20 protein-coding genes are annotated in these 20,613 nt (G+C 71.9%); 7 read left to right on the top strand and 13 right to left on the bottom strand.

Translation table 11 applies throughout. The features are described 5' to 3' along the window. Positions 1-79 precede the first annotated feature (79 nt). Positions 80-1,273: a hypothetical protein gene (locus JOD64_RS22030; RefSeq protein WP_204943941.1), complete on the top strand. Its 1,194-nt coding sequence runs from the start codon at positions 80-82 to the stop codon at positions 1,271-1,273. Between the two features lie 122 nt (positions 1,274-1,395). Here the strand turns inward: JOD64_RS22030 and dxs are convergent, their stop codons facing one another. The 3 genes from dxs to JOD64_RS22015 all read right to left on the bottom strand — a co-directional run bounded on the left by dxs (position 1,396) and on the right by JOD64_RS22015 (position 6,988). Beyond that, positions 1,396-3,345, bottom strand: coding sequence for a 1-deoxy-D-xylulose-5-phosphate synthase (gene dxs / locus JOD64_RS22025; protein WP_204943940.1), 1,950 nt, complete (start codon positions 3,343-3,345; stop codon positions 1,396-1,398). A gap of 267 nt (positions 3,346-3,612) precedes the next feature. After that, entirely contained in the window at positions 3,613-4,848 is a 1,236-nt protein-coding gene (locus JOD64_RS22020) for a class I SAM-dependent RNA methyltransferase (protein ID WP_204943939.1), read from the bottom strand. A gap of 58 nt (positions 4,849-4,906) precedes the next feature. Continuing rightward, on the bottom strand, positions 4,907-6,988 hold the full coding sequence (locus tag JOD64_RS22015) for an APC family permease (RefSeq protein WP_204943938.1): 2,082 nt from the start codon (positions 6,986-6,988) through the stop codon (positions 4,907-4,909). 163 nt (positions 6,989-7,151) lie between these two features. On the opposite strand from JOD64_RS22015, the gene JOD64_RS22010 reads away from it, so the two are divergent. Both JOD64_RS22010 and JOD64_RS22005 read left to right on the top strand, forming a co-directional pair. Beyond that, the gene (locus tag JOD64_RS22010) at positions 7,152-7,817 is read left to right on the top strand and encodes a potassium channel family protein (RefSeq protein ID WP_204943937.1); all 666 of its coding nucleotides are present in this window, start codon (positions 7,152-7,154) and stop codon (positions 7,815-7,817) included. A gap of 3 nt (positions 7,818-7,820) precedes the next feature. After that, positions 7,821-8,510, top strand: coding sequence for a potassium channel family protein (locus tag JOD64_RS22005; RefSeq protein ID WP_204943936.1), 690 nt, complete (start codon positions 7,821-7,823; stop codon positions 8,508-8,510). A gap of 35 nt (positions 8,511-8,545) precedes the next feature. Here JOD64_RS22005 and JOD64_RS22000 read toward each other — a convergent pair whose 3' ends face one another. The 4 genes from JOD64_RS22000 to dut form a co-directional block, all read right to left on the bottom strand. Beyond that, a complete protein-coding gene (locus JOD64_RS22000) occupies positions 8,546-9,229 on the bottom strand; it encodes a DUF3159 domain-containing protein (protein ID WP_204943935.1) in 684 nt (227 codons plus the stop codon). A gap of 25 nt (positions 9,230-9,254) precedes the next feature. Continuing rightward, the gene (locus JOD64_RS21995; protein WP_184182888.1) at positions 9,255-9,635 is read right to left on the bottom strand and encodes an OB-fold nucleic acid binding domain-containing protein; all 381 of its coding nucleotides are present in this window, start codon (positions 9,633-9,635) and stop codon (positions 9,255-9,257) included. Between the two features lie 104 nt (positions 9,636-9,739). Beyond that, positions 9,740-10,399, bottom strand: coding sequence for a DUF3710 domain-containing protein (locus tag JOD64_RS21990; RefSeq protein WP_204943934.1), 660 nt, complete (start codon positions 10,397-10,399; stop codon positions 9,740-9,742). Between the two features lie 25 nt (positions 10,400-10,424). Next, complete coding sequence (gene dut, locus JOD64_RS21985) at positions 10,425-10,961, bottom strand: dUTP diphosphatase (RefSeq protein ID WP_204943933.1); 537 nt, start codon at positions 10,959-10,961, stop codon at positions 10,425-10,427. Between the two features lie 84 nt (positions 10,962-11,045). Between dut and JOD64_RS21980 the strand changes: the two genes are divergently transcribed. Continuing rightward, a complete protein-coding gene (locus JOD64_RS21980; RefSeq protein WP_372434176.1) occupies positions 11,046-11,579 on the top strand; it encodes a DUF3093 domain-containing protein in 534 nt (177 codons plus the stop codon). Between the two features lie 54 nt (positions 11,580-11,633). Here the strand turns inward: JOD64_RS21980 and JOD64_RS21975 are convergent, their stop codons facing one another. Beyond that, complete coding sequence (locus tag JOD64_RS21975) at positions 11,634-12,479, bottom strand: hypothetical protein (protein WP_204943931.1); 846 nt, start codon at positions 12,477-12,479, stop codon at positions 11,634-11,636. 119 nt (positions 12,480-12,598) lie between these two features. Beyond that, on the bottom strand, positions 12,599-12,895 hold the full coding sequence (locus tag JOD64_RS21970; RefSeq protein WP_007075406.1) for a DUF4193 domain-containing protein: 297 nt from the start codon (positions 12,893-12,895) through the stop codon (positions 12,599-12,601). Positions 12,896-13,329: 434 nt separating this feature from the next. Here JOD64_RS21970 and JOD64_RS21965 point away from each other — a divergent pair, with 434 nt between their 5' ends. Then, entirely contained in the window at positions 13,330-13,845 is a 516-nt protein-coding gene (locus tag JOD64_RS21965) for a LytR C-terminal domain-containing protein (RefSeq protein WP_204946182.1), read from the top strand. A 36-nt stretch (positions 13,846-13,881) separates the two neighbouring features. Here JOD64_RS21965 and JOD64_RS21960 read toward each other — a convergent pair whose 3' ends face one another. Beyond that, the gene (locus JOD64_RS21960; protein WP_204943930.1) at positions 13,882-14,703 is read right to left on the bottom strand and encodes an inositol monophosphatase family protein; all 822 of its coding nucleotides are present in this window, start codon (positions 14,701-14,703) and stop codon (positions 13,882-13,884) included. A 290-nt stretch (positions 14,704-14,993) separates the two neighbouring features. On the opposite strand from JOD64_RS21960, the gene JOD64_RS21955 reads away from it, so the two are divergent. Both JOD64_RS21955 and JOD64_RS21950 read left to right on the top strand, forming a co-directional pair. Continuing rightward, positions 14,994-16,577, top strand: a complete 1,584-nt coding sequence (locus JOD64_RS21955) for an RNA polymerase sigma factor (protein ID WP_204943929.1) — start codon at positions 14,994-14,996, stop codon at positions 16,575-16,577. 245 nt (positions 16,578-16,822) lie between these two features. Continuing rightward, positions 16,823-17,056 (top strand): DUF7455 domain-containing protein, encoded by a 234-nt coding sequence (locus tag JOD64_RS21950; protein ID WP_007456919.1) that lies wholly within the window; start codon positions 16,823-16,825, stop codon positions 17,054-17,056. Positions 17,057-17,714: 658 nt separating this feature from the next. Here JOD64_RS21950 and JOD64_RS21945 read toward each other — a convergent pair. From JOD64_RS21945 to JOD64_RS21935, 3 genes are all read right to left on the bottom strand, one after another. Beyond that, positions 17,715-19,448: a DEAD/DEAH box helicase gene (locus JOD64_RS21945; RefSeq protein ID WP_204943928.1), complete on the bottom strand. Its 1,734-nt coding sequence runs from the start codon at positions 19,446-19,448 to the stop codon at positions 17,715-17,717. A gap of 188 nt (positions 19,449-19,636) precedes the next feature. Continuing rightward, positions 19,637-20,299, bottom strand: coding sequence for a trimeric intracellular cation channel family protein (locus tag JOD64_RS21940; protein WP_204943927.1), 663 nt, complete (start codon positions 20,297-20,299; stop codon positions 19,637-19,639). Between the two features lie 40 nt (positions 20,300-20,339). Beyond that, on the bottom strand, positions 20,340-20,558 hold the full coding sequence (locus JOD64_RS21935; RefSeq protein ID WP_007456912.1) for a DUF3039 domain-containing protein: 219 nt from the start codon (positions 20,556-20,558) through the stop codon (positions 20,340-20,342). Positions 20,559-20,613 lie beyond the last annotated feature (55 nt).

The following is a 20,613-nucleotide window of genomic DNA, read 5'->3' as shown; positions in this document are numbered from 1 at the left end:
CCACCTCAGGCCCCGCATCGGACATCTCGTACTATGGCGCTTTCCGACAGGGACGGCGAGGCGATCGGGGGCGGGCCAGGTGACTCCAGGCCGTCGGTACGGCAGGGTGCCTGCCGTACTGCTGAGCGCGCTGCTGGTCACCACGGCGTGCGGTCCGGTAGCCGACCGCAAGCCGCAGGACCTGCGGGTCGGGTACGACAGCCTGGATGGCACGCTGGCCGTGTGGCCGCCCCGGGGCGACCTCTCGGGCGACGCCGCGGTAACGGCGGCGGTCACCAAGGCGGTCCGTGACTGGCGCTCGCCGGCCGACGACCGGGTGCACCTCCCCTCGTCCGGCATCCTCTTCTCCGGTCGGGTCGACGCCGCCCCGGTGGCGATCGTGGCCGCCGACGTGCCCGGCGAGAGCGCCTCCTGGCTGCTGCAACTCACCCGCGACGGCGACCGGTACGCGGTGACCCGCGCAACCGAGTACACCGACCCGGGTTACCTCGTCTACTCCGACGTGCTGCCGGTGCAGACCCCGGGTGGCCGGCGCTACCTGGTCTCGGCCCGGGTGCAGACCCTGGTGGGGCCACAGGACCGGACGTTGACCGTCGCGGACGGCCTCAGCGCGCCGGTCGACGTACCGTCCTGCACAGCTGTCGGTGTGACCGCGACCCTGCGCGCCACCGAGTCGCTGCCCCGGGGAAGGGCCGCCGACCGGCTGCTCGACCTGGGCACCGGCACCGTCGATCCGCGCTACCCACTGGTCCGCGACGAGTCCGGCACGGGACGGCGGGCACTCACCGGCCTGGACACCTGCGTACTGGCCGGTGACCGGGGTCCGTTCGGCAGCATTCCGCGCCGGATCGGCGATCGCGATGCGCCGCGCTCGGTGCCGACGTCCTGGCCAATGGCGAAGCTCACGGTTCGCTCGCTCGGCGAGGTCGCCCTCGGAGGTGGCGCGGCAGCCGAGTTGCAGCAGCTGAGCTGGGACACCGACGCCGGTGCGATGACCGCGGTGGTCTACCGACCGGCCGACGGCGGCCCGCCCGTCGTGTCGCCCGCCGACCGGGCCACCCCGTTGCAGGCGTACCAGTTGCCCATGCCCGGCCAGCCGCTGGTGGTGCTCAGTTGGCGGGCCACTCGGGACAGTTCCCTGTCCGTCCCACCGGGAACACCTCTGCTGGTCGAGCGTCCCGGCCTGGTGGTCATCCCCAGCCCGTCCCGCTCCCAGACCTACAGCCTCGCCAACTCCGACAAGACCCACTACCGCTCAGTAAAACCAAACTAACCCCACCCGCCCTCCCCCGCGACGCCCCGCAGCAGAGGGCACGAGGGGCGAGGGCGGGCGCGGTCAGACGTGCGACGGCGGGCGGCCCCGGGAGGGGTCGCCCGCCGTCGTTGTGCCGTGGGTCAGTTTTGCGCGGACGCCTGGCTGGCGGGGGTCAGGCGGTCCGGGGTGGCGTCCAGGCCGGAGATCCAGCCGGTGACGTTGCGAGCCACGTCCTGGGCGGTCAGACCGAGGTCGGCGAGGATCTGCGCGCGGGTGCCGTGCGGGTGCCAGTCGGCGGGTACGCCGAGGTCCTTGAGCGGCACGCGGACGTCGGCGTCGCGCATCGCCTGGCCGAGCGCGTCGCCCACCCCGCCGACCCGGACGCCGTCCTCGACGCTGACCACGAGCCGGTGCTGTGCGGCCAGCTCGACCAGCTCCGCCGGGATCGGACGCACCCAGCGGGGGTCGACGACGGTGACCCCGTAACCCTGCTCGGCGACCCGGGCGGCGACCTCCATGCCCAGCTGGCCGAAGGAGCCGACGGCAACGAGCAGCACGTCGGTACGTGCCGCCTCGGCCAGCACGTCGACCGGGCCGACCCGGCGCAGCGCCGGCAGGTCCGCGGTGACCGCACCGGTCGGGAAGCGCACCACGGTGGGGCCGTTGTCGACGGCCACCGCCTCGCGCAGCTCCTCCCGCAGCGTGGCGGCGTCACGGGGGGCGGCGATCCGCAGGCCGGGCACCACGCCGAAGACCGACATGTCCCAGATGCCGTAGTGGCTGGGGCCGTCCGGGCCGGTGATGCCCGCCCGGTCCAGCACGAAGGTCACCGGCAGCTTGTGCATCGCCACGTCCAGCAGGACCTGGTCGAAGGCGCGGTTGAGGAAGGTGGCGTAGACCGCGACCACCGGGTGCAGGCCGCCGAGCGCCAGCCCGGCCGCCGAGGTGGCGGCGTGCTGCTCGGCGATGCCCACGTCGTACACCCGCTCGGGGTACTTGCGGGCCAGCTTGGCGATGCCGGTCGGCTCGGCCATCGCGGCGGTGATGCCCACCACGTCCGGGCGCTCGTCGGCGACGGCGAGCAGCTCGTCGGCGAAGACGTGCGTCCACTTCACCGACGGGGCGGCCAGCAGGGCGCCGGTCTCGACGTCGAAGGCGCTGCCCGGGCCGTGCAGGCAGTCCGCCTCGTCCTCCTCGGCGGGGCGGTAGCCGTAGCCCTTGCGGGTGACGGCGTGCACGATCACCGGGCCGCCGAAGTTCTTCGCCGCGCGCAGCGCGACCTCGACCGCCGCCACGTCGTGCCCGTCCACCGGGCCCACGTACTTGATGCCGAGGTCCTCGAACATGGCCTGCGGGGCGACCGCGTCCTTGATGCCCTTCTTGACCGCGTGCAGCACCTCGTACATCGGTCGGCCCACCACCGGCGTGGAGCCGAGGGCGTCCTTGACCGTGTCGAGGACCTTCTCGTAGCCCGGGTTGAGCCGCAGCGAGGAGAGGTGGTCGGCCAGCCCGCCGATGGTCGGGGCGTACGAGCGGCCGTTGTCGTTGACCACGATGACCAGCGGGTTGCCGGCGGTCGCGATGTTGTTCAGCGCCTCCCAGCACATGCCACCGGTGAGCGCGCCGTCGCCGACCACGGCCACGACGCTGCGCGCCTCACCACGCAGGGCGTACGCCTTGGCCAGGCCATCGGCGTAGGAGAGCGCGGTCGAGGCGTGCGAGTTCTCGATGAGGTCGTGCTCGCTCTCCGCCTGACTGGGGTAGCCGGAGAGGCCACCGCGCTGGCGGAGCTTGTCGAAGCCGGCCTGCCGGCCGGTGAGGATCTTGTGCACGTACGACTGGTGGCCGGTGTCGAACAGCAGCCGGTCCCGGGGGGAGTCGAAGACGCGGTGCATGGCCAGCGTCAGCTCGACCACACCGAGGTTGGGTCCGACGTGCCCGCCGGTGCGGGAGACCTTGGTGATCAGGAAGTCCCGGATCTCGGCGGCAAGGACGTCCAGTTCCTCGCCCGACATCCGCTTGACGTCCTGCGGACCGCGCACCGTCCCCAGCAGCCGGCCGTGGTTGGCCGTGTCCTCTTCAACACTCATGACCGCAGAGTCTATCGGCCGTGCCGTACTCCGCAGCCCGGCCCAAGCCCCGGGCATCGGAGCTGGGCCGGGGGGCCGGCGGCTGGGCACCCGATCAGGCGTTCGCAGGCCGGCACCAGGGCGACCTCCGGCGCGCCTGGTCAGGCCCGGATCCGCAGCCTGCGCGGCGGGTCGGCCACGACACCCGGGGGTACGCCGGCCGGGTGGCGAGCCAGCCCGGCGCGGTGGGGTTGCGCACAGCGCCACCGGCGGTGACCAAGGCCCCTGCTAACGCCCGAGCGGGGGCAGCAGCAGCCCGACCTGCTCGACGTGCTGCGTCATCGGGAACAGGTCGAAGCCCCGCAGCGCTGCCAGCCGCCAACCGAGGTCGGTGAAGGTGCGGACGTCCCGGGCGAAGGCCGCCGGGTCGCAGGCCACGTACGCGACCGCCCGCGGGCCGGCGGCGGCCAGCGCGCGGACCACCGGGGCGCCCGCGCCGGCGCGGGGCGGGTCGAGCACCACCACGTCGACCGGGCCGGTGATCCGTCGGCGGGCCAACGCGGTCTCCACGCGGGCCGACACCACCTCGACCGTGGGCAGGTCGGCAAGGTTCTCCCGGGCGGCGGCGACGCCCTGCGCCGCGGCCTCCACCAGGGTCACCCGGCCGGTCGCACCGACCCGGGCGGCCAACCCGGCGGCGAACAGCCCGGCGCCGCCGTAGAGGTCCCAGGCGATCTCGCCCGGCTGCGGGTCCAGCAGCTCCAGCACCGCCGTGGACAGGGTGTCCGCCGCGGCCGGGTGTACCTGCCAGAACGCGGACGCGGGCAGCGTCCAGTCCCGTGCGGCGGCCACCTCACGGACCTCGGTCGGGCCGCTCACCGGGGTGGGCACCCCGTCGCGGACCTCCGTGACGGTCACGTCCCCACCGGTGCTGGCGACGGTCTCTACCGCCTCGGCAGCCGGCCAGCGCGTCCCGGTGGGGCTGAGCACCGGCAGTTGCTGGATGGCCGGGTGGGCGATCCGGCAACGGTCGATCGGTACCACCTCGTGCGAGCGGTGCTTGAGCAGGCCGGCCCGGTCCGCGGCGTCCACGGCGTAGCGGACCCGGGAACGCCAGCCGAGCAGCCCGCCGGGCAGCGCCTCGACCCGGACGCCGAGCCGGTCCAGCTCGACGTCGGTCAGCCCGCCGAGGCGGACCAACTGTTCGCGCACCACGGCGGTCTTCCAGGCCAGTTGCGCTTCCGGGGCGACGTGCTGCAGATCGCAGCCACCGCAGGCGCCCGGCTTCGCGTACGGGCAGGGCGGTTCGACCCGGTCCGGTGAGGGTTCCAGCACGGTCACCGCGTCGGCCCGGACGAACCCCCGGTGCACCTCGGTGACCTCGGCGATGACCCGCTCACCGGGCAGCGCGTGCCGGACGAAGACCACCTGACCGTCGACCCGTGCCACGCAGTGCCCACCGGGGGCGACCGCATCGACGGTCAGCTCGACGCGTTCCGCCTCGGCCAGGCCACGCTCGGGCACCGACGGCACCGAAGACGCCGAGGGGGGCACTGATGTCGCGGCCCGCCGCGCGCCCGGCTCAGTCACGGCTGGTCCCGACCGGGCCGCCGTCGATCGGGCGGCTCTCGGGGGCCGGTGCGGAGGCCACCGGCAGGTCGTTCGGTGGCAGGCCGCCGCCGCGCGGTCCGCGCGCCGGGGTCCGGGACAGCGTGGCGTCCAGCCGGTCCAGGTTCTTACTCGCTGTCGACGCGAGCTGCCACGGCACGCTGACCACCATCACTCCCGGTTCGAAGAGCAACCGGCCCTTGAGGCGCAGTGCGCTCTGGTTGTGCAGCAGGTTCTCCCACCAGCGGCCGACGACGTACTCGGGAATGAAGACGGTGACCACGTCCCTGGGTGACTTGCGGCGGGTGGAGGCGACGAAGTCCAGGATCGGCCGGGTGATCTCCCGGTACGGCGAGTCGATGACGGTGAGCGGGATGGCCATCTCCCGCCGTTCCCAGTCGGCCTGCAGGTCCCGGGTGTCCTTGTCGTCCACGTTGACGGTAACGGCGGTCAGCGTGTCCGGCCGGGTGGCCCGGGCGTAGGCGATGGCCCGCAACGTCGGTTGGTGCACTTTGCTGACCAGCACGATCGCGTGGTTGCGGGCGGGCAGCACGGCCCGGCCCTCGTCCGGCGGGGTCAGCTCGACCGCGATCCGGTCGTAGTGCCGGCGGATGGCCAGCATCAGCACGTAGATCACCGCCATCGCGACGATCGCGATCCAGGCGCCGAGCAGGAACTTGGTGATCAGGACGATCACCAACACCGTGCCGGTCAGCCCCATGCCGAACGTGTTGATGGCCCGGGAGCGGTACATCCGGCGACGCGCCTCCAGGTCCCGCTCGGTGCGCAGGAGCCGGTTCCAGTGCCGGATCATGCCGGCCTGGGAGACGGTGAACGAGACGAACACCCCGACGATGTAGAGCTGGATCAGTTTCGTCACCTCGGCCTGGAAGCCGACGATCAGCACGATCGCGAACAGGGCCAGGAAGGTGATGCCGTTGGAGAAGGCCAGCCGGTCGCCCCGGGTGTGGAACTGGCGGGGCAGGTAGCGGTCCTGGGCGAGGATCGAGCCGAGCACCGGGAAACCGTTGAACGCGGTGTTCGCGGCCAGGAACAGGATCAGGGCGGTCACCCCGGCCAGCACGTAGAGCAGGATCGACCCTGACCCGAAGACCGTCTCGCCAAGCTGGGTGGTGACGGTCTTCTGCACGTACCCGTCGGGGCCGGAGACGATCTGGAGGGCCGGGTCCTCGACGAACTGCAGGTGGGTCAGCCGGGCCAGCCAGATGATCCCGACCAGCATGCTCACCGAGATGGTGCCCAGCAGCAGCAGGGTGGTGGCGGCGTTGCGGCTCTTCGGCGCCTTGAACGCCGGCACCCCGTTGGAGATCGCCTCCACGCCGGTGAGCGCGGCGGCGCCTGAGCTGAACGTCCGCAGCAGCAGGAAGACGAGCGCGAAACCGGTCACGCTGTGCTCGGCCTGGATGACCAGGTCGGCGCTCGGCGCGCGGAGTTCGTCGCCCAGCACGAAGACCCGGAACAGCCCGGTGAGCAGCATCCCGAGCATCACGATCACGAAGCCGTAGGTGGGGATGGCGAACGCCGTGCCCGACTCGCGAAGCCCGCGCAGGTTGACCGCGGTCAGCAACACCACCGCGCTCACCGCGATCAGGACCTTGTGGGTGGCCACGAACGGCACCACCGACCCGAGGTTGGCCACCCCGGAGGAGACCGACACCGCCACCGTGAGCACGTAGTCGACCAACAGCGCGCTGGCCACCCCGACCCCGAATTTCGGACCCAGGTTGACCGTGGCCACCTCGTAGTCGCCACCACCGGAGGGGTAGGCGTGCACGTTCTGCCGGTAGCTCGCCACCACGGTGAGCATCACCACGACCACGGCCAGTGCGATCCACGGGGAGAACAGGAACGCCGAGGCGCCGGCGATGGAGAGGGTCAGCAGGATTTCGTCAGGCGCGTACGCGACGCTGGACAGCGCGTCGGAGGCGAACACGGGCAGCGCGATGCGCTTCGGGAGGAGGGTGTGCTGCAGTCGGTCGGACCGGAACGGTCGACCGAGGAGCAGCCGCTTCAGCAGCGAGGTGGGACTGGCCACGAACGCCAAGAGTACGACCACCACGGCGGCGGCGCGGGGGTGGGCGATCGTCGCTGCCCGACACGACGGGGTACGGTCGGTCCCCGCCTCGCACCCGGACGTGGCAGGCTCGCACTCATCAGGTCACCGCAGCGGGAGCGGTACGCACCTTGGGAGGGACAGCGTGCACGTCGTGATCATGGGATGTGGTCGGGTCGGGTCGACCCTTGCCCACAGCCTGGAATCCCGGGGGCACTCGGTGGCGGTGATCGACCAGGACGCCGACGCCTTCCGCCGACTCGGCCCCGACTTCGCCGGGATCACGGTGACCGGGGCCGGCTTCGACGGCGAGGTGCTGCGCCAGGCCGGCATCGAGCGCGCGGACGCCTTCGCGGCGGTCTCGAGCGGCGACAACTCCAACATCATCTCGGCCCGGCTGGCGCGCGAGACGTTCGGCGTGTCCCGGGTCGCTGCCCGGATCTACGACCAGCGCCGGGCCCAGGTCTACGAGCGGCTGGGCATCCCCACCGTGGCGACCGTGCGCTGGACGGCCGACCGGATGCTGCGGCATCTGGTGCCGGAGGGCAACGTGGAGATCTTCCGCGATCCCACCAGCACCGTGTCCATCGTCGAGGTGCCGGTGCACAAGGACTGGATCGGCCGGTCGGTTCGAACGCTGGAGGAGGCCGCCGGAGCGCGCGTGGCCTATCTGATCCGCTTCGGCATCGGCACGCTCCCGACCGGCTCCACCGTCCTGCAGGAGGGTGACCAGGTGTTCATGCTGGTCAGCGATGACATCGTGGCGACGGTCACGTCGGTGGCGGCAACGCCGCCGGAAGGGGGGCACTGAGCCATGCGGGTCGCCATCGCGGGCGCGGGCAACGTGGGCCGCTCGATCGCCCAGGAACTGATCGACAACGGCCACCAGGTGATGCTGATCGAGCGCCAACCGAAGATGTTGCGTCCCGACCGGGTGCCGGCCGCCGAGTGGGTGCTGGCTGACGCCTGCGAGCTGACCAGCTTGGAGGAGGCCAACGTCGCCGGGTGCGACGTGGTGGTCGCGGCGACCGGCGACGACAAGACCAACCTGGTGCTGTCGCTGCTGGCCAAGACCGAGTTCGCGGTGCCCCGCGTGGTCGCCCGGGTCAACCGGGCCGAGAACGAGTGGCTGTTCACCGAGCAGTGGGGCGTGGACGTCGCGGTGAGCAAGCCCCGGGTGATGGCCGCACTGGTCGAGGAGGCGGTCACCGTGGGCGACCTGGTCCGGCTGATGACCTTCCGGCAGGGCGAGGCGAACCTGGTCGAGATCACGCTGCCGCCGACCGCGCCCTACGTCGGTCAGCCGATCCACGCCGTGCCGCTGCCCCGCGACGCCGCACTGGTGGCGATCCTGCGCGGCAAGCGGGTCCTGGTGCCCAGCCCGGACGACCCGATCGAGGCCGGCGACGAGTTGATCTTCGTCTGCACCGCCGAGGTGGAGGATGCGGTCCGCGCGGTGATCCTGGGACCGGACAGCGTCGAGCGGACCCGCGGCTCACGCTGAGGCCAGCGGTCGCGAGTGGGGCAGCCGGGTGACGCTCAGGCGCCGGGCACAGGGGCCGGCTGCGGCTCCCGGGTGACCCGGCGCACCGTCCAGACCGTGATCAGCAGCAGCAGCGCGTACGGCGGGAAGCCCAGCACCAGCCGGGCGACGCCCAGCGCGGTGTCCTGGTGGGCCAGGTAGAGCCCCGCCTGCACGCCCACCTTCGCCAACCAGACCACACCCCAGAGCACGGTCAGCTGGGTGAAGGTCCGTACCAGCTTCGGGTCGTGCCGCCACTCCGAGCGGCCCTTGGCGACCAGCACCGACCAGATCCAGCCCACCAGCGGTTGCCGGACGGCCGCCGAGACCAGCAGGGCGACGCCGTACCCGATGCCGTAGAGGATGCCGGGGAGGTAGAAATCGCGCTCTTCGCCGCTGCGCCAGGCCATGGCCGCGCCGATGGCGACGCCGAACAGCCCGTTGACGGCGTGCCGGATCGGCCGGCGCTGGGCCAGCCGCAGCCCGGCGATCAGCAGCGCGACGGCGACCGAGGCGATCACCGCCGGCCGCAGCTCACCGATGATGTTGGCGACGACGAAGACCACGACCGGGATGCTGGACTCGACCAGCCCACGCCAGCCGCCGAGCTGGTCGGCCATCTGCTCGGCGATCGTCGGCAGCCGCTCCTCGTCCTGAGGGCCGGTCTCCGGCTGTGCCGCCCGGTGCTGTCCCGTCGTCATCGCCGGCCTTTCGTCCGCAGCGCCGTCACTTCGGCGAGTCCAGCTCGTAGTAGGGGTTGTAGATGACCTTGCGGTCATCACGCACCGCCACCCGGCCACGCGCGGTCAGATGCCGGCCCGGCTCGATCCCGGCGATGTGCCGTCGACCCAACCAGACCAGGGTGACCACGTCGGTGCCGTCGTACAGGTCGGCCTCGAGGGTGGGCAGATTGGTGCGCGGCGTGTAGACCACCGTGCGAAGCCGACCAGCGACCGAGACCAACTGGCCCCGGGAGCACTGCTGGGCCGGGATCCCGCCGCACTGGGCGCTCTCCCGGCGCAGCTCCTGCGCGTCGATCTCAGCCTCGCTGGCGGTGAACCGTTGCAGGATGCGCCGCAGCGACACCCGGCTCTCGTCGGTCGTCATGACCTCCGCGTCACCCTCTCCACGCTCGCCGATCCCGGCGACGCCGGAACCGTGCCGCCAGCCTACGCCGACGGGGCTGGTTCCGGCGGGCCGGTGCGCGCGGGTCAGACCTGGCGCGGCTCGGCGGCGTCGCCCGCCTCGGCACCGGCCTGGTCAGCGATCTCCTGGGGCAGCCGCAGGGGCAGCGGCTCGCGGACCGGCTTCGCCTCCTGGCCACGGTCGACCACCAGGCCGTCCAGGCACTCGACGAGCGGCCCGGCCATCGCCGGATCGGTGGCCACCGGGCCCTGGAACACGCCACGGACCATCCAGCGCGGCCCGTCGATGCCGACGAACCGCAGGTTGGTCGGGCCGTCCGGGGTACGCACCTGGGCGTGCAGCTCCGGGCCGTACTCGCCGTCGACCTCCTGCGCGCTCGCGCCGTCGCGGAGCAGCGACTGGCGGATCTCCTCGCGCACCTCGTCCCAGATCCCCTCGGACCGGGGGGCGGCGAAGACACCCAGCTGCAGCGCGTTGTCGCCATGCACCAGCACCACCTGCTGGATCACACCCTGCGGGTCGGCCTGCACCCGCACCTCGACCTCGGCGATCGCCGGGATGTGCAGGCTGCCCAGATCGAGTCGCTGCACGTCGTCGTAGCTCTCGGAGATGTCGTACGGGCCGCGCACCAGCGACGGTGCCGCGGCACCCTGGTCCGGGACCTCGGTGGCCCGCTCGTCACGGGTCTGCCGCTCGGCATCGGCCCGCTTTCGGGAGAAGATCACTGCGCCCGCCCTCCGCTGTTCACGCTCACCCTGCCATCTCTTCCGTCTGACCGCGGCCCGGCTCGTCTGACCGCTGCTCGACCCGGTCCTGGCCCGCCGGCGACGGCACCAGCCCGGCGTGCCCACCGGTGGACCCGTGCCCACCGGTCCCGCGCCGGGACGCGGGCAGCTCGGCCACCGGCTCGAACCGAGCCCGTGCGACCTGCTGGATCACGAGCTGCGCGATCCGGTCACCGCGGGAGATCTTCGCCGGCACCTCCCGATCATGGTTGATCAGGTTGACCAGGATCTCACCCCGGTAGCCGGCGTCGACCGTACCGGGCGCGTTGAGCACCGTCACGCCGAGCCTGGCCGCCAGACCGGATCGGGGATGGACCAGGCCCACGTACCCCTCCGGCAGCGCGATGGCCACACCGGTGGGCACCAGGGCACGGCCGCCGGGCGGCAGCTCGACGTTCGCGGCCGCCACCAGGTCGGCCCCGGCGTCGCCGGGATGGGCGTACGTGGGCAGCGGCAGCTCAGAGTCGAGCAGCTGTACGGGCACGGGTACGACGTCGGTCACAGGTCCCCTCTTCCGTCCGATTCGCGGGGTGACCCTGCCATCCTGCCGGTTCGCCGAGCCGTCGTGCGCCGTACCCTCGCAGGAGTGAGCATGTCGCCCTCCCCGTCCACCGATCAGCCGCCGGTCGCCGCCCGCACGGCGTACGCCGAACGGCTGGACCTGCCCTGGTGGCTGTGGCTGGCCGGGCTGGTGGCCGCCGCGCTGTTGGCCGTCGAGATCTGGATGGGCGCCTCCGGCGTCCGTTCCTGGCTGCCGTTCGCCGTGCTGCTGCCGCTCGCCGCGGCCGGAATGTGGTGGCTGGGCCGGATCCGGGTCGGGGTCGCCGATTCGGAGCTGCGGGTGGACGACGCCCGGCTACCGGTGCGCTTCGTGGCCGACGTGGTGCCGCTGGACGCGGCCGGTCGCCGTGAGGTGCTCGGGGTTGGCGCGGACCCGCTCGCCTTCGTGGTGCAGCGGCCGTGGATCGGCGGCGCCGTGCAGGTGGTGCTCGACGATCCGGCCGACCCGACGCCGTTCTGGGTGGTGAGCACGCGGCACCCGGTCGAGTTGGCCGAGTCGGTGCTGACCGCACGGGACGCTCTGACGCTCTCCGGTCCTCCGGCCGGCGAGCCGGGCTGACCCGACGCCGACGGCCCGCTCAGGTGCCGGGCTGACCCGACGCCGACGGCCCGCTCAGGTGCCGGTCGGCGGGCCCGGCAGGGCCGACGGAGGCGCGGGCCGGGCGATGCCCCGTCGGCGGAGGTCCGCCTGAAGCTGGTCGGCCATCTGCTGACTGGCCCGCCGATTGAGGAAGCTGGCCACCGCGGCACCGGTCAGGAACGGCCCGAGCGTGGTGAGGTTGCGACCGAAGCGCCGCAGCAGCATGTCCCGCAACTCCTTGCGGGCGGCGGTGCCGAGCACCGCGCCCACCCCCACGCCAGGCACCATCGGGTTGACCCCGCGCTGGGTGGCCCAGGAGTGCACCAGGGCGACCGCCCGTTGGCTGCCCCCGGCCGGCAGCGCCACACCGTGGACCTGGTGCAGCTCACCGACCAGTTTCAGCTCCACCGCCGCCACGGCCACCGTTTCGGCGGCGAGCAGCACCGGGGCGGAGAGCAGGGTCGGCGCGACCGCCCACTCGACGGCGGCGACTCCCCCACCGGCCGCGCCGATAGCGGCCGTGGTCCGGGACGCGTTGCGGATGAGCCTGTCGGCCAATGCGGCGTCGTCCAGGCCGGGGAAGTGCCCGCGCAGGGTGTCCAGGTCCCGCACAGGTACGTGCGGGGCGACCTCGGCGACGGTGTCGACCATCCACCGCACGGCGGCACGCGGCTTGAACAGGTCGGAGATGCCCCGGACCCGGGCCTGCCCGACCATCCGGGTCAGCAGTTGACGGCGTCGGGCCGGCTCGATGTCGTCCGCGGTCAACGCCGCGACGGTGGCGCCGAGCTCGTCCGCGCCAGTGGCGCCGAGCTCGTCCGCGCCAGTGGCGCCGAGGTCGTCCGCGCCGCCGTCGGTGGTGTCGCCTCGATCGCTCATCGGACCTCCCGGTGCTGTGGCTACCCGTTACGAGTCAAGCAGGTACCCACCGCGGCCGCATGCCTACACCGGCAGCGGCGGCCCCTTTCAGGAGGCCGCCGCTGGTGTCGTAGTTGTTGTCAGACGCACTCGCGACAGATCAGCTCGCCGTTACGCTCGACTGCCAGCTGGCTACGGTGGTGGACCAGGAAGCAGCGGGCGCACCGGAACTCGTCCTGCTGCATCGGAAGCACCTTGACCGTGAGCTCCTCGTCGGCCAGATCGGCACCGGGCAGCTCAAAGCTCTCGGCCACCTCGGCCTCGTCGACGTCCACCGCGCCCGACTGTGAGTCGACGCGCCGGGCCTTGAGCTCTTCCAGGCTGTCCTCGCCGAGGTCGACCTCGTCGCGACGCGGGGCGTCGTAGTCGGTGGCCATCGGTTTTCACTCTCCCATATCGATGTTGTCGCTTCCGGTTGTAACGCCGGACGACGCTGTTTCGGTTCCGCTGGCCGGCCACCACTTGTGTCGGGCACCCGACCCGAGGACCGAACGGGTCGAGCTCGCTGGGGCGACTCCCCTGCGAGCGCGGAACCTTACCCCCCCTTGGGCGAGGCATGTATACCGCCCTTGCGGCTGAGATGTACGCCCCCGCACGCGAAGTTGTTCCCAATGTGATTCAGGCGACACGAAGATAGGGGTAGTAGTACCTGGTTCGCGGTCGGCGCGCCGGCATGTCGGGCTGTTTCCACGCGACGGCCGGACAACCGTTAACCTCAGCGGCGTATTCGACGGCCGACGGCCAGTCCGATGGTTGCCGGCTGCCGCCACCCACCTGAAGTCCCGGGAGTGCCCAGATGAGTTTTGCGCGAGTGCGAGCACTCGTCGTCGTCGGCCTGCTGGGGGTGCTGGCTCTGGCATTCGTGGTCACCGCCATCGTCCGGGACAGCCAGGGGAACGCAGGTACGGCCGCGGGGTGCCCGGACGGCTGGCCGCTTGCCGACCTGACTCTGCACGAGCCCAAGGACGTCAAGATCAATGTGTTGAACGCGACCGACGAGCCTGGCCGGGCCGGCACCGTCGCGGACGACTTCCGCAACCGGAAGTTCCAGGTCCAGAAGGTCGGCAACGCTCCCAAGGGAGTCGCCAACGTGGCGGTGCTGCGCTACGGCCCCAAAGCCGTCGGTTCCGCGCACCTGCTGCAGGCGTACTTCCTCAACAACGCCAAGTGGGATTACGACGAGAAGCGCACCGATGACGTCGTGGACGTGGTGCTCGGCAACAACTTCCAGCAGCTCGCCACCACGACCGAGGTCAACCAGTCCCTCGGTGACTCGGGCCCGCCGGAGGCGCCCAAGGGCTCCTGCCCGTCGCCGGCCGCCAAGTGACCGCGTAACGAGCCGGTCCCGTCGCCGGTCGGCCGATCAGGGGCCGCCGGCGGCGTCCAACTCGGCCAGCCGGTCGTGCAGCGGCGCAAAGAGCGCGGGCGGGGCCGCGACCACCAGGTCCGGTCCCGGCGGCCGACCCGCCAGGCCGGCGACGCGCACACCCGCCTCGGCGGCCACCAGGCCACCTGCCGCCAGGTCCCACGCCGCGAGGCCCTTCTCGAAGTACGCGTCGAGCCGCCCCTCCGCGACCAGGCAGAGGTCCAACGCGGCGGCGCCGAGCCGGCGGATGTCCCGTACGTGTGCGATCAGCCCGGCCACCACCGTGGCCTGGTGCGCGCGGCGGTCGGCGGCGTAGCCGAAGCCGGTGCCGACCAGCGCCTGCCCCAGGTCCGCCTCATCGGAGCAGCGCAGCCGCACACCGTCGCGCCAGGCGCCGCCCCCGGCCGTGGCCGTCCACTCCTCGCCGGTGTTCACGTTGCGCACGACGCCGGCGACCACCGCCCCGTCCACCTCGGCAGCCAGCGACACCGCGCTGTACGGCAGCCCGTAGAGGTAGTTGACGGTGCCGTCGATGGGGTCGATGATCCACCGCACTCCGCCCGGCGCGACCGGCCCGGTCTCCCCCGTGCCGTACTCCTCGCCGAGCACCGCGTCGTCCGGCCGTAGTTGCCTCAGCGCGTCGAGCACCTGCCGCTCCACCGCCCGGTCGGCCGCGGTGACGACGTCGGTGGCCGTACTCTTGGTCGCGGCCACGGAGACACCCTCGACCCGCATCCGGTACGCGGTGGCCGCCGCGGCCCGCGCCACGTCGAGGGCGATCGCCAGTAGTTCCCGACTTGACGGCGCCGAACGGTGCATCCCAACGTCCCCTTCCCGCACGACCGGGGTGTTCCCGGCCACGCGCGAGTATCATCCTTACAAAGTCCACATCAGCGCCGAATCAGCGGTCCCACCGTCGTTACACAGTGCGGCGCAGGATGATCGCCGCAGACGGCGTTACAATTCACCCCTGCCCACGCGCCACGGACCGCCGGTCACCGGCCGGCCCGCGACGCGAGGGTCCCTCAACCACATCGCCCGGCCACGGTTGACCCCCGCTGTGCCGGACGACCCGGCCGTGCCCGCTCTTCGCCTCCGGAAGGTCATTCGTGACAGAACCCCGCCAGACCGGCGCCGACGTTCGCTCGCTCACCGACACCCTGATCGCCCACGCGCAGAGCGCCGGTGGTCAGCTCACGTCGGCCCAGCTCGCGCGCACCGTCGAGTCCGCCGAGGTGACTCCGGCGCAGGCCAAGAAGATCCTGCGGGCGCTCTCCGAGGCGGGAGTGACCGTCGTGGTCGACGGCTCGGCGAGCACCCGCCGCCGTGTCGCTGCCGCCCGCTCGACAACGCCAGCGTCCCGAGCCACCACCGCCAAGACCACCAAGAAGGCCGCCGCGCCGGCCCCGAAGCAGGCTCCCGCCGCCGACGATGCGCCGTCGACGCCGCGCAAGGTCGCCGCGCGTAAGGCCACCGGCGAGGGCCCTGCCGCCACGCCGACGAAGGCCACCAAGTCGACCCGGGCCACCAAGGCGACGGTCGCCGCCGCTGGTGCCAAGGCCGGCACCAAGGCCAAGGGCGAGGGTGCCGACGGCGAGATCGATCCGGAGGAACTGGCCGCCGCGATCGAGGACGTGGTGGTCGAGGAGCCGGCGGAGCTGGCCCAGGCCGCCGAGACCGACGCCGCCGCCTCGGCGACCGACAACGACTTCGAGTGGGACGACGAGGAGTCCGAGGCCCTCAAGCAGGCCCGGCGGGACGCCGAGCTGACCGCCTCCGCCGACTCGGTTCGCGCGTACCTGAAGCAGATCGGCAAGGTTCCGCTGCTCAACGCCGAGCAGGAGGTGGAGCTCGCCAAGCGGATCGAGGCCGGGCTCTACGCCGCCGAGCGGCTGCGTGCGGCCGACGAGGGCGAGGAGAAGCTCGTCCGGGACATGGTCCGTGACCTGGGCTGGATCTCCCGTGACGGCGAGCGGGCCAAGAACCACCTCCTGGAGGCGAACCTCCGACTGGTGGTGTCGCTGGCCAAGCGGTACACGGGTCGCGGAATGGCCTTCCTCGACCTGATCCAGGAGGGCAACCTCGGCCTGATCCGCGCGGTGGAGAAGTTCGACTACACCAAGGGCTACAAGTTCTCCACGTACGCCACCTGGTGGATCCGGCAGGCGATCACCCGCGCGATGGCCGACCAGGCCCGCACCATCCGCATCCCGGTGCACATGGTCGAGGTCATCAACAAGCTCGGCCGCATACAGCGCGAGCTGCTCCAGGATCTGGGCCGTGAGCCCACTCCGGAGGAGCTGGCCAAAGAGATGGACATCACACCGGAGAAGGTGCTGGAGATCCAGCAGTACGCCCGGGAGCCCATCTCTCTGGACCAGACCATCGGCGACGAGGGCGACAGCCAGCTCGGTGACTTCATCGAGGATTCCGAGGCCGTGGTCGCGGTCGACGCGGTCTCGTTCTCGCTCCTGCAGGACCAGCTTCAGCAGGTGCTGCAGACGCTCTCCGAGCGTGAGGCGGGTGTGGTACGCCTGCGCTTCGGCCTGACCGACGGCCAGCCGCGGACGCTGGACGAGATCGGCCAGGTCTACGGGGTGACCCGGGAGCGGATCCGGCAGATCGAGTCCAAGACGATGTCCAAGCTGCGTCACCCGTCCCGGTCGCAGGTCCTCCGGGATTACCTGGACTGAGCGGGTTTCGTCAACTGAACGTGTCGTTTTGATCACCTGGTGTGCAACACCAGATGGTGATCGTCTGGATGCACGAATGTGATCGTTGACGTGGCACCCTGGGTGCACGGCACACTGTCCCTGCCAGGTGTGACCTCGGTCCCCCGCGGGCACACAGGGAAGGCACTGCCTAGCAAGGGTGTTGCACGATAGGTGAGCAACGACCGAAGAGATTGTTCATCGGTGACGACCAGAGGAGGAAGGCGATGAACTCGACCCTCACGCCGCCGCCCGAGACGGTGGCGCCCCCAGCCGCCGATGAACGGTGCGACCGCTGCAATGCTGCCGGCAAGCTCCGGATCACCCTGGTGGGTGGGAGTGAGCTGGTGTTCTGCGGGCACCACGCGAACAAGTACGCGGAGGATCTCGTGAAGATCACCGAGCGGTTCGCAACGGAGCCCGATTTCAGCTGGCGTGGCGCCGATCTGATGGCGAACTAGATCCGCAAACCGACATAGCCGACCGGAGGCACCCCGTGGGTGCCTCCGGTCGGCTTTTTCCTACCCGCGCCCCGCACCTCGCGCCCCGCACGCCCGCGCGCCACACCTCGCGCCTCGCACGTCCGCGCGCCGCACCTCGCGCCCCGCGTGTCCGCGCCCGCCGCAACCTCGCCCCCGCACGCCCGCGCCCGCCGCCCCGCACGCCCGCGCCCGCACGCCCCGCCCGTGCCTCGCAGGTCCACCCTCGCGCCCCGCACGCCCACGCCCCGCACCTCGCGCCTCGCATGTCCGCGTCCCGCGCCCCGCGCCCCGCGCCCCGCGCCCCGCGCCCCGCGCCCCGCGCCCCGCGCCCCGCGCCAAGATCGTGCTCGATCCATGAAGTAGTGGCCTCACCGGCGCCGACACCACTCGATCCTGGATCGGGCACGATCTTGGCCGGCTGAGTGCCACCGGGACGGGCATCCGCAGGTCACCGGCCCCGGACCCGCCGCGACCCGTAAACCGGCCCGCTGCGGTCCAGTCGCAGCGCAGGCGCGCAGAGCTGACGCAGCGCGGACGGAAACGGAAGCCGGAGACGGAAACGGAAACGCGCAAAGTAGGCGCAGCCCAGACGCAGAACGCTGGCAGGCGCGAGGGCGGTGCCGGTGGGGCGGGTGGGTCAGAGGGTCTGCACGGTGGCGATGCGTTCCTCGAGCTGCTCGATGGTGGCCTGGGCGCTCGGAGGGCCACCGCAGAGTCGGCGCAACTCGGCATGGATCTTGCCGTGTGGTTGGCCGGTGCGGTGGTGTCGGGCGGCCACCAGAGCGTTCAGTTGGCGTCGGAGCGCCACGCGACGCTGGGCGGCGCTCATGGGTGCCGGGGGCGCCGCGGTGGGCGCAGCGGCCGGTTGAGCGGCCCCGTCGGCGGTTCGGCGGCGCTGGGCGGCGAGTTGGGCTGCCTGCCGTTTGGTCAGCAACAGGGAGACCTGGTCGGCGGTGAGCAGGCCGGGCAGGCCGAGGTATTCCTCTTCCTCGGGGGTGCCGGCCTGAGCCGCGGTGCCGAACGACGCCCCGTCGAAGATCACCTGGTCCAGTTCGGCGGTGGCCGAGAGCGCGGCGAACCGCTTCTCCAACTCCCCGCTGGCCTGGTCGTCGCGTTGTGCCCGTTCCAGCAGGTCGTCGTCGAAACCGTCAGACTCTTTGGGTTTGCCGAGCACGTGGTCCCGCTCGGTCTCCATTTCGCTGGCCAACCCGAGCAGGTGCGGCACGCTGGGCAGGAAGACCGACGCGGTCTCCCCGGGCCGGCGGGCTCGCACGAACCGGCCGATCGCCTGGGCGAAGTAGAGCGGTGTGCTGGCGCTGGTGGCGTAGACCCCGACCGCGAGTCGCGGGATGTCGACCCCCTCGGACACCATCCGCACCGCGACCATCCAGCGCTGGTCGGACGCCGCGAAGGTCGCGATCCGTGCGGAAGCGCCCAGGTCGTCGGAGAGCACCACGGCGGCCTTCTCGCCGGTCACCTGCTCGATGAGTTTGGCGTACGAGCGGGCGGTCTGTTGGTCGGTGGCGATGATCAGACCACCGGCGTCGGCCATCCCCGCATTGCGCAGCACGGTGAGTCGGGCGTCGGCGGCTCGCAGCACCTGTGGCATCCAGTCCCCGGCGGGGTCCAGGGCGGTGCGCCACGCCTGCGCCACCAGATCCTGCGTCATCGGCTCACCGAGGCGGGCGGCCAACTCCTCGCCCGCGTTGGTCCGCCAGCGGGTCTCCCCGGAGTACGCCAGGAAGAGCACCGGCCGGACCACGCCGTCGCGCAGCGCGTCGGAGTAGCCGTACACCGAGTCGGCGCGGGAGCGCAGCAGCCCGTCGCCGCCCCGCTCGTAGCTGACGAACGGGATGGGGTTGTCGTCGGAGCGGAACGGTGTCCCGGTGAGCATCAGCCGGCGTACGGCGGGCTCGAAGGCGTTCTTCACTCCGTCGCCCCAGGACCGGGAGTCGCCGGCGTGGTGGATCTCGTCGAGGATGACCAGGGTGCGCCGGGTCATGGTGCGCCGCCGGTGCACCTGCGGGGCCATCCCCACCTGGGCATAGGTGACGACCGCGCCGTGGAAGTCGGCGGCGGAGTGCAGATCCGCGTTGCGGAAGGCGGCGTCGAGTTGGATGCCCACCCGGGCCGCGGCTTCGGACCACTGGTTCTTCAGGTGCTCGGTCGGTGCGACCACGGTGACCGCTTCGATGGTGCCGTCACCGAGCAGCTCGGCCGCGATCCGCAGGGCGAAGGTGGTCTTGCCGGCGCCCGGCGTGGCGACCGCGGTGAAGTCGTCGGTACGCCGACGCAGGTACTCCACGAGGGCCTTGCGCTGCCAGGCGCGTAGCGCCGGGAACGTCTCGAGCACCGGCGTCCGGGCTGCCACGCGAAGCTCCTCTCCGACCGCACGATGGCGGACCCCGGGCGAGGGCCACGAGTGCCGCCGCCCATGAAAACGCCTCCGCGCAGAAGCTGCCGCGAAGGCCGACTCAGCATAACCAGCGCGGGCCCCACGGCCCAGGCGACGCCACGCTGGTCACAATCCCGACCCAGCCGAAGGGCCGGCCGGCTGCTTCACCACTCCCGGTCGGTGCGTGGATCAGCTCCGTCGGCACGCGGCGGGCGCAGCATGGCCACCGGGGCTGACCAGCGTCGACGCAGTGCGATCAGGCGCAGCCCGAAGACCAGGACGGCGGCCGCGGTGAGCGGTGCGGGAGCGATCTGCCCGGTGACGTAGAGCAGTGCCACCGTGACGGAGCCGGCCAGTGCGGCCAGTGCGTAGATCTCCCGGCGCAGCACGACCGGGATCTCGGCGGTGAGCAGGTCTCGGCCGAGCCCGCCGCCGATCGCGGTGAGCATGCCAATCAGGCAGGCGCCGACGGCCGGGACCCGGGCGTCGAGTGCCTTGAGCGTGCCGGTCACCGTGAACAGGGCCAGGCCGGCCGCGTCCAGCACCAGGACGGTGGTGCGCAGTCGGGCCAGTTGTGGGTGCAGCCAGAAGACGGCGAGCGCGGTGATCGCGGCGGTTGCCGCGTAGCGCCAGTCGGCAAAGGCCAGCGGTGGCTCCTCGTCGATGACCAGGTCCCGGAAGATCCCACCGCCGAGGGCGGCCACGAACCCGACGAACGCGACGCCGAACAGGTCCAGCCGCTTGGCCACCGCCGCCGAGGCACCGGATGCGGCGAACACCGCGACCCCGGTCAGGTCGGCGAGCAGCAGGGCGGTGGAGGTGGTCACCGCCGCAGGCTACGTCGCCGGCCGGGACACCGGCCGAGGTTCACTCGCGGTACGAGTCGTAGATCTCCTTGCACTTGGGGCAGACCGGCGAACCGGGCTTGGCTGCCTTGGTGACCGGGAAGGTCTCGCCGCAAAGTGCGACGACGAAGGTGCCCATGACGGCACTCTCGGCGATCTTCTCCTTGCGGACGTAGTGGAACATCTCAGGACCGGTGTCGGCGTCCTTCAGCTCCGGACGCTCGAGAACCTCTGTGCTCACGTCTGCACCTCCAACCGTCAAGTTTGGCAGGTCATCACGGCCGGGTCCACTTGAG

The organism is Micromonospora luteifusca (assembly GCF_016907275.1).
Lineage (GTDB): Bacteria > Actinomycetota > Actinomycetes > Mycobacteriales > Micromonosporaceae > Micromonospora > Micromonospora luteifusca.
The sequence above is the reverse complement of the archived record's forward strand: the minus strand, read 5'-3'. Positions and strand labels throughout refer to the sequence as shown.

Excerpts from the sequence above, each read along its gene's own strand:
- dxs (WP_204943940.1), bottom strand. The coding sequence starts at position 3,345 with ATGAGTGTTGAAGAGGACACGGCCAACCACGGCCGGCTGCTGGGGACG.
- JOD64_RS22005 (WP_204943936.1), top strand. The coding sequence starts at position 7,821 with ATGCGGGTCGCCATCGCGGGCGCGGGCAACGTGGGCCGCTCGATCGCC.
- JOD64_RS22000 (WP_204943935.1), bottom strand. The coding sequence starts at position 9,229 with ATGACGACGGGACAGCACCGGGCGGCACAGCCGGAGACCGGCCCTCAG.
- JOD64_RS21995 (WP_184182888.1), bottom strand. The coding sequence starts at position 9,635 with ATGACGACCGACGAGAGCCGGGTGTCGCTGCGGCGCATCCTGCAACGG.
- JOD64_RS21975 (WP_204943931.1), bottom strand. The coding sequence starts at position 12,479 with ATGAGCGATCGAGGCGACACCACCGACGGCGGCGCGGACGACCTCGGC.
- JOD64_RS21970 (WP_007075406.1), bottom strand. The coding sequence starts at position 12,895 with ATGGCCACCGACTACGACGCCCCGCGTCGCGACGAGGTCGACCTCGGC.
- JOD64_RS21960 (WP_204943930.1), bottom strand. The coding sequence starts at position 14,703 with ATGCACCGTTCGGCGCCGTCAAGTCGGGAACTACTGGCGATCGCCCTC.
- JOD64_RS21950 (WP_007456919.1), top strand. The coding sequence starts at position 16,823 with ATGAACTCGACCCTCACGCCGCCGCCCGAGACGGTGGCGCCCCCAGCC.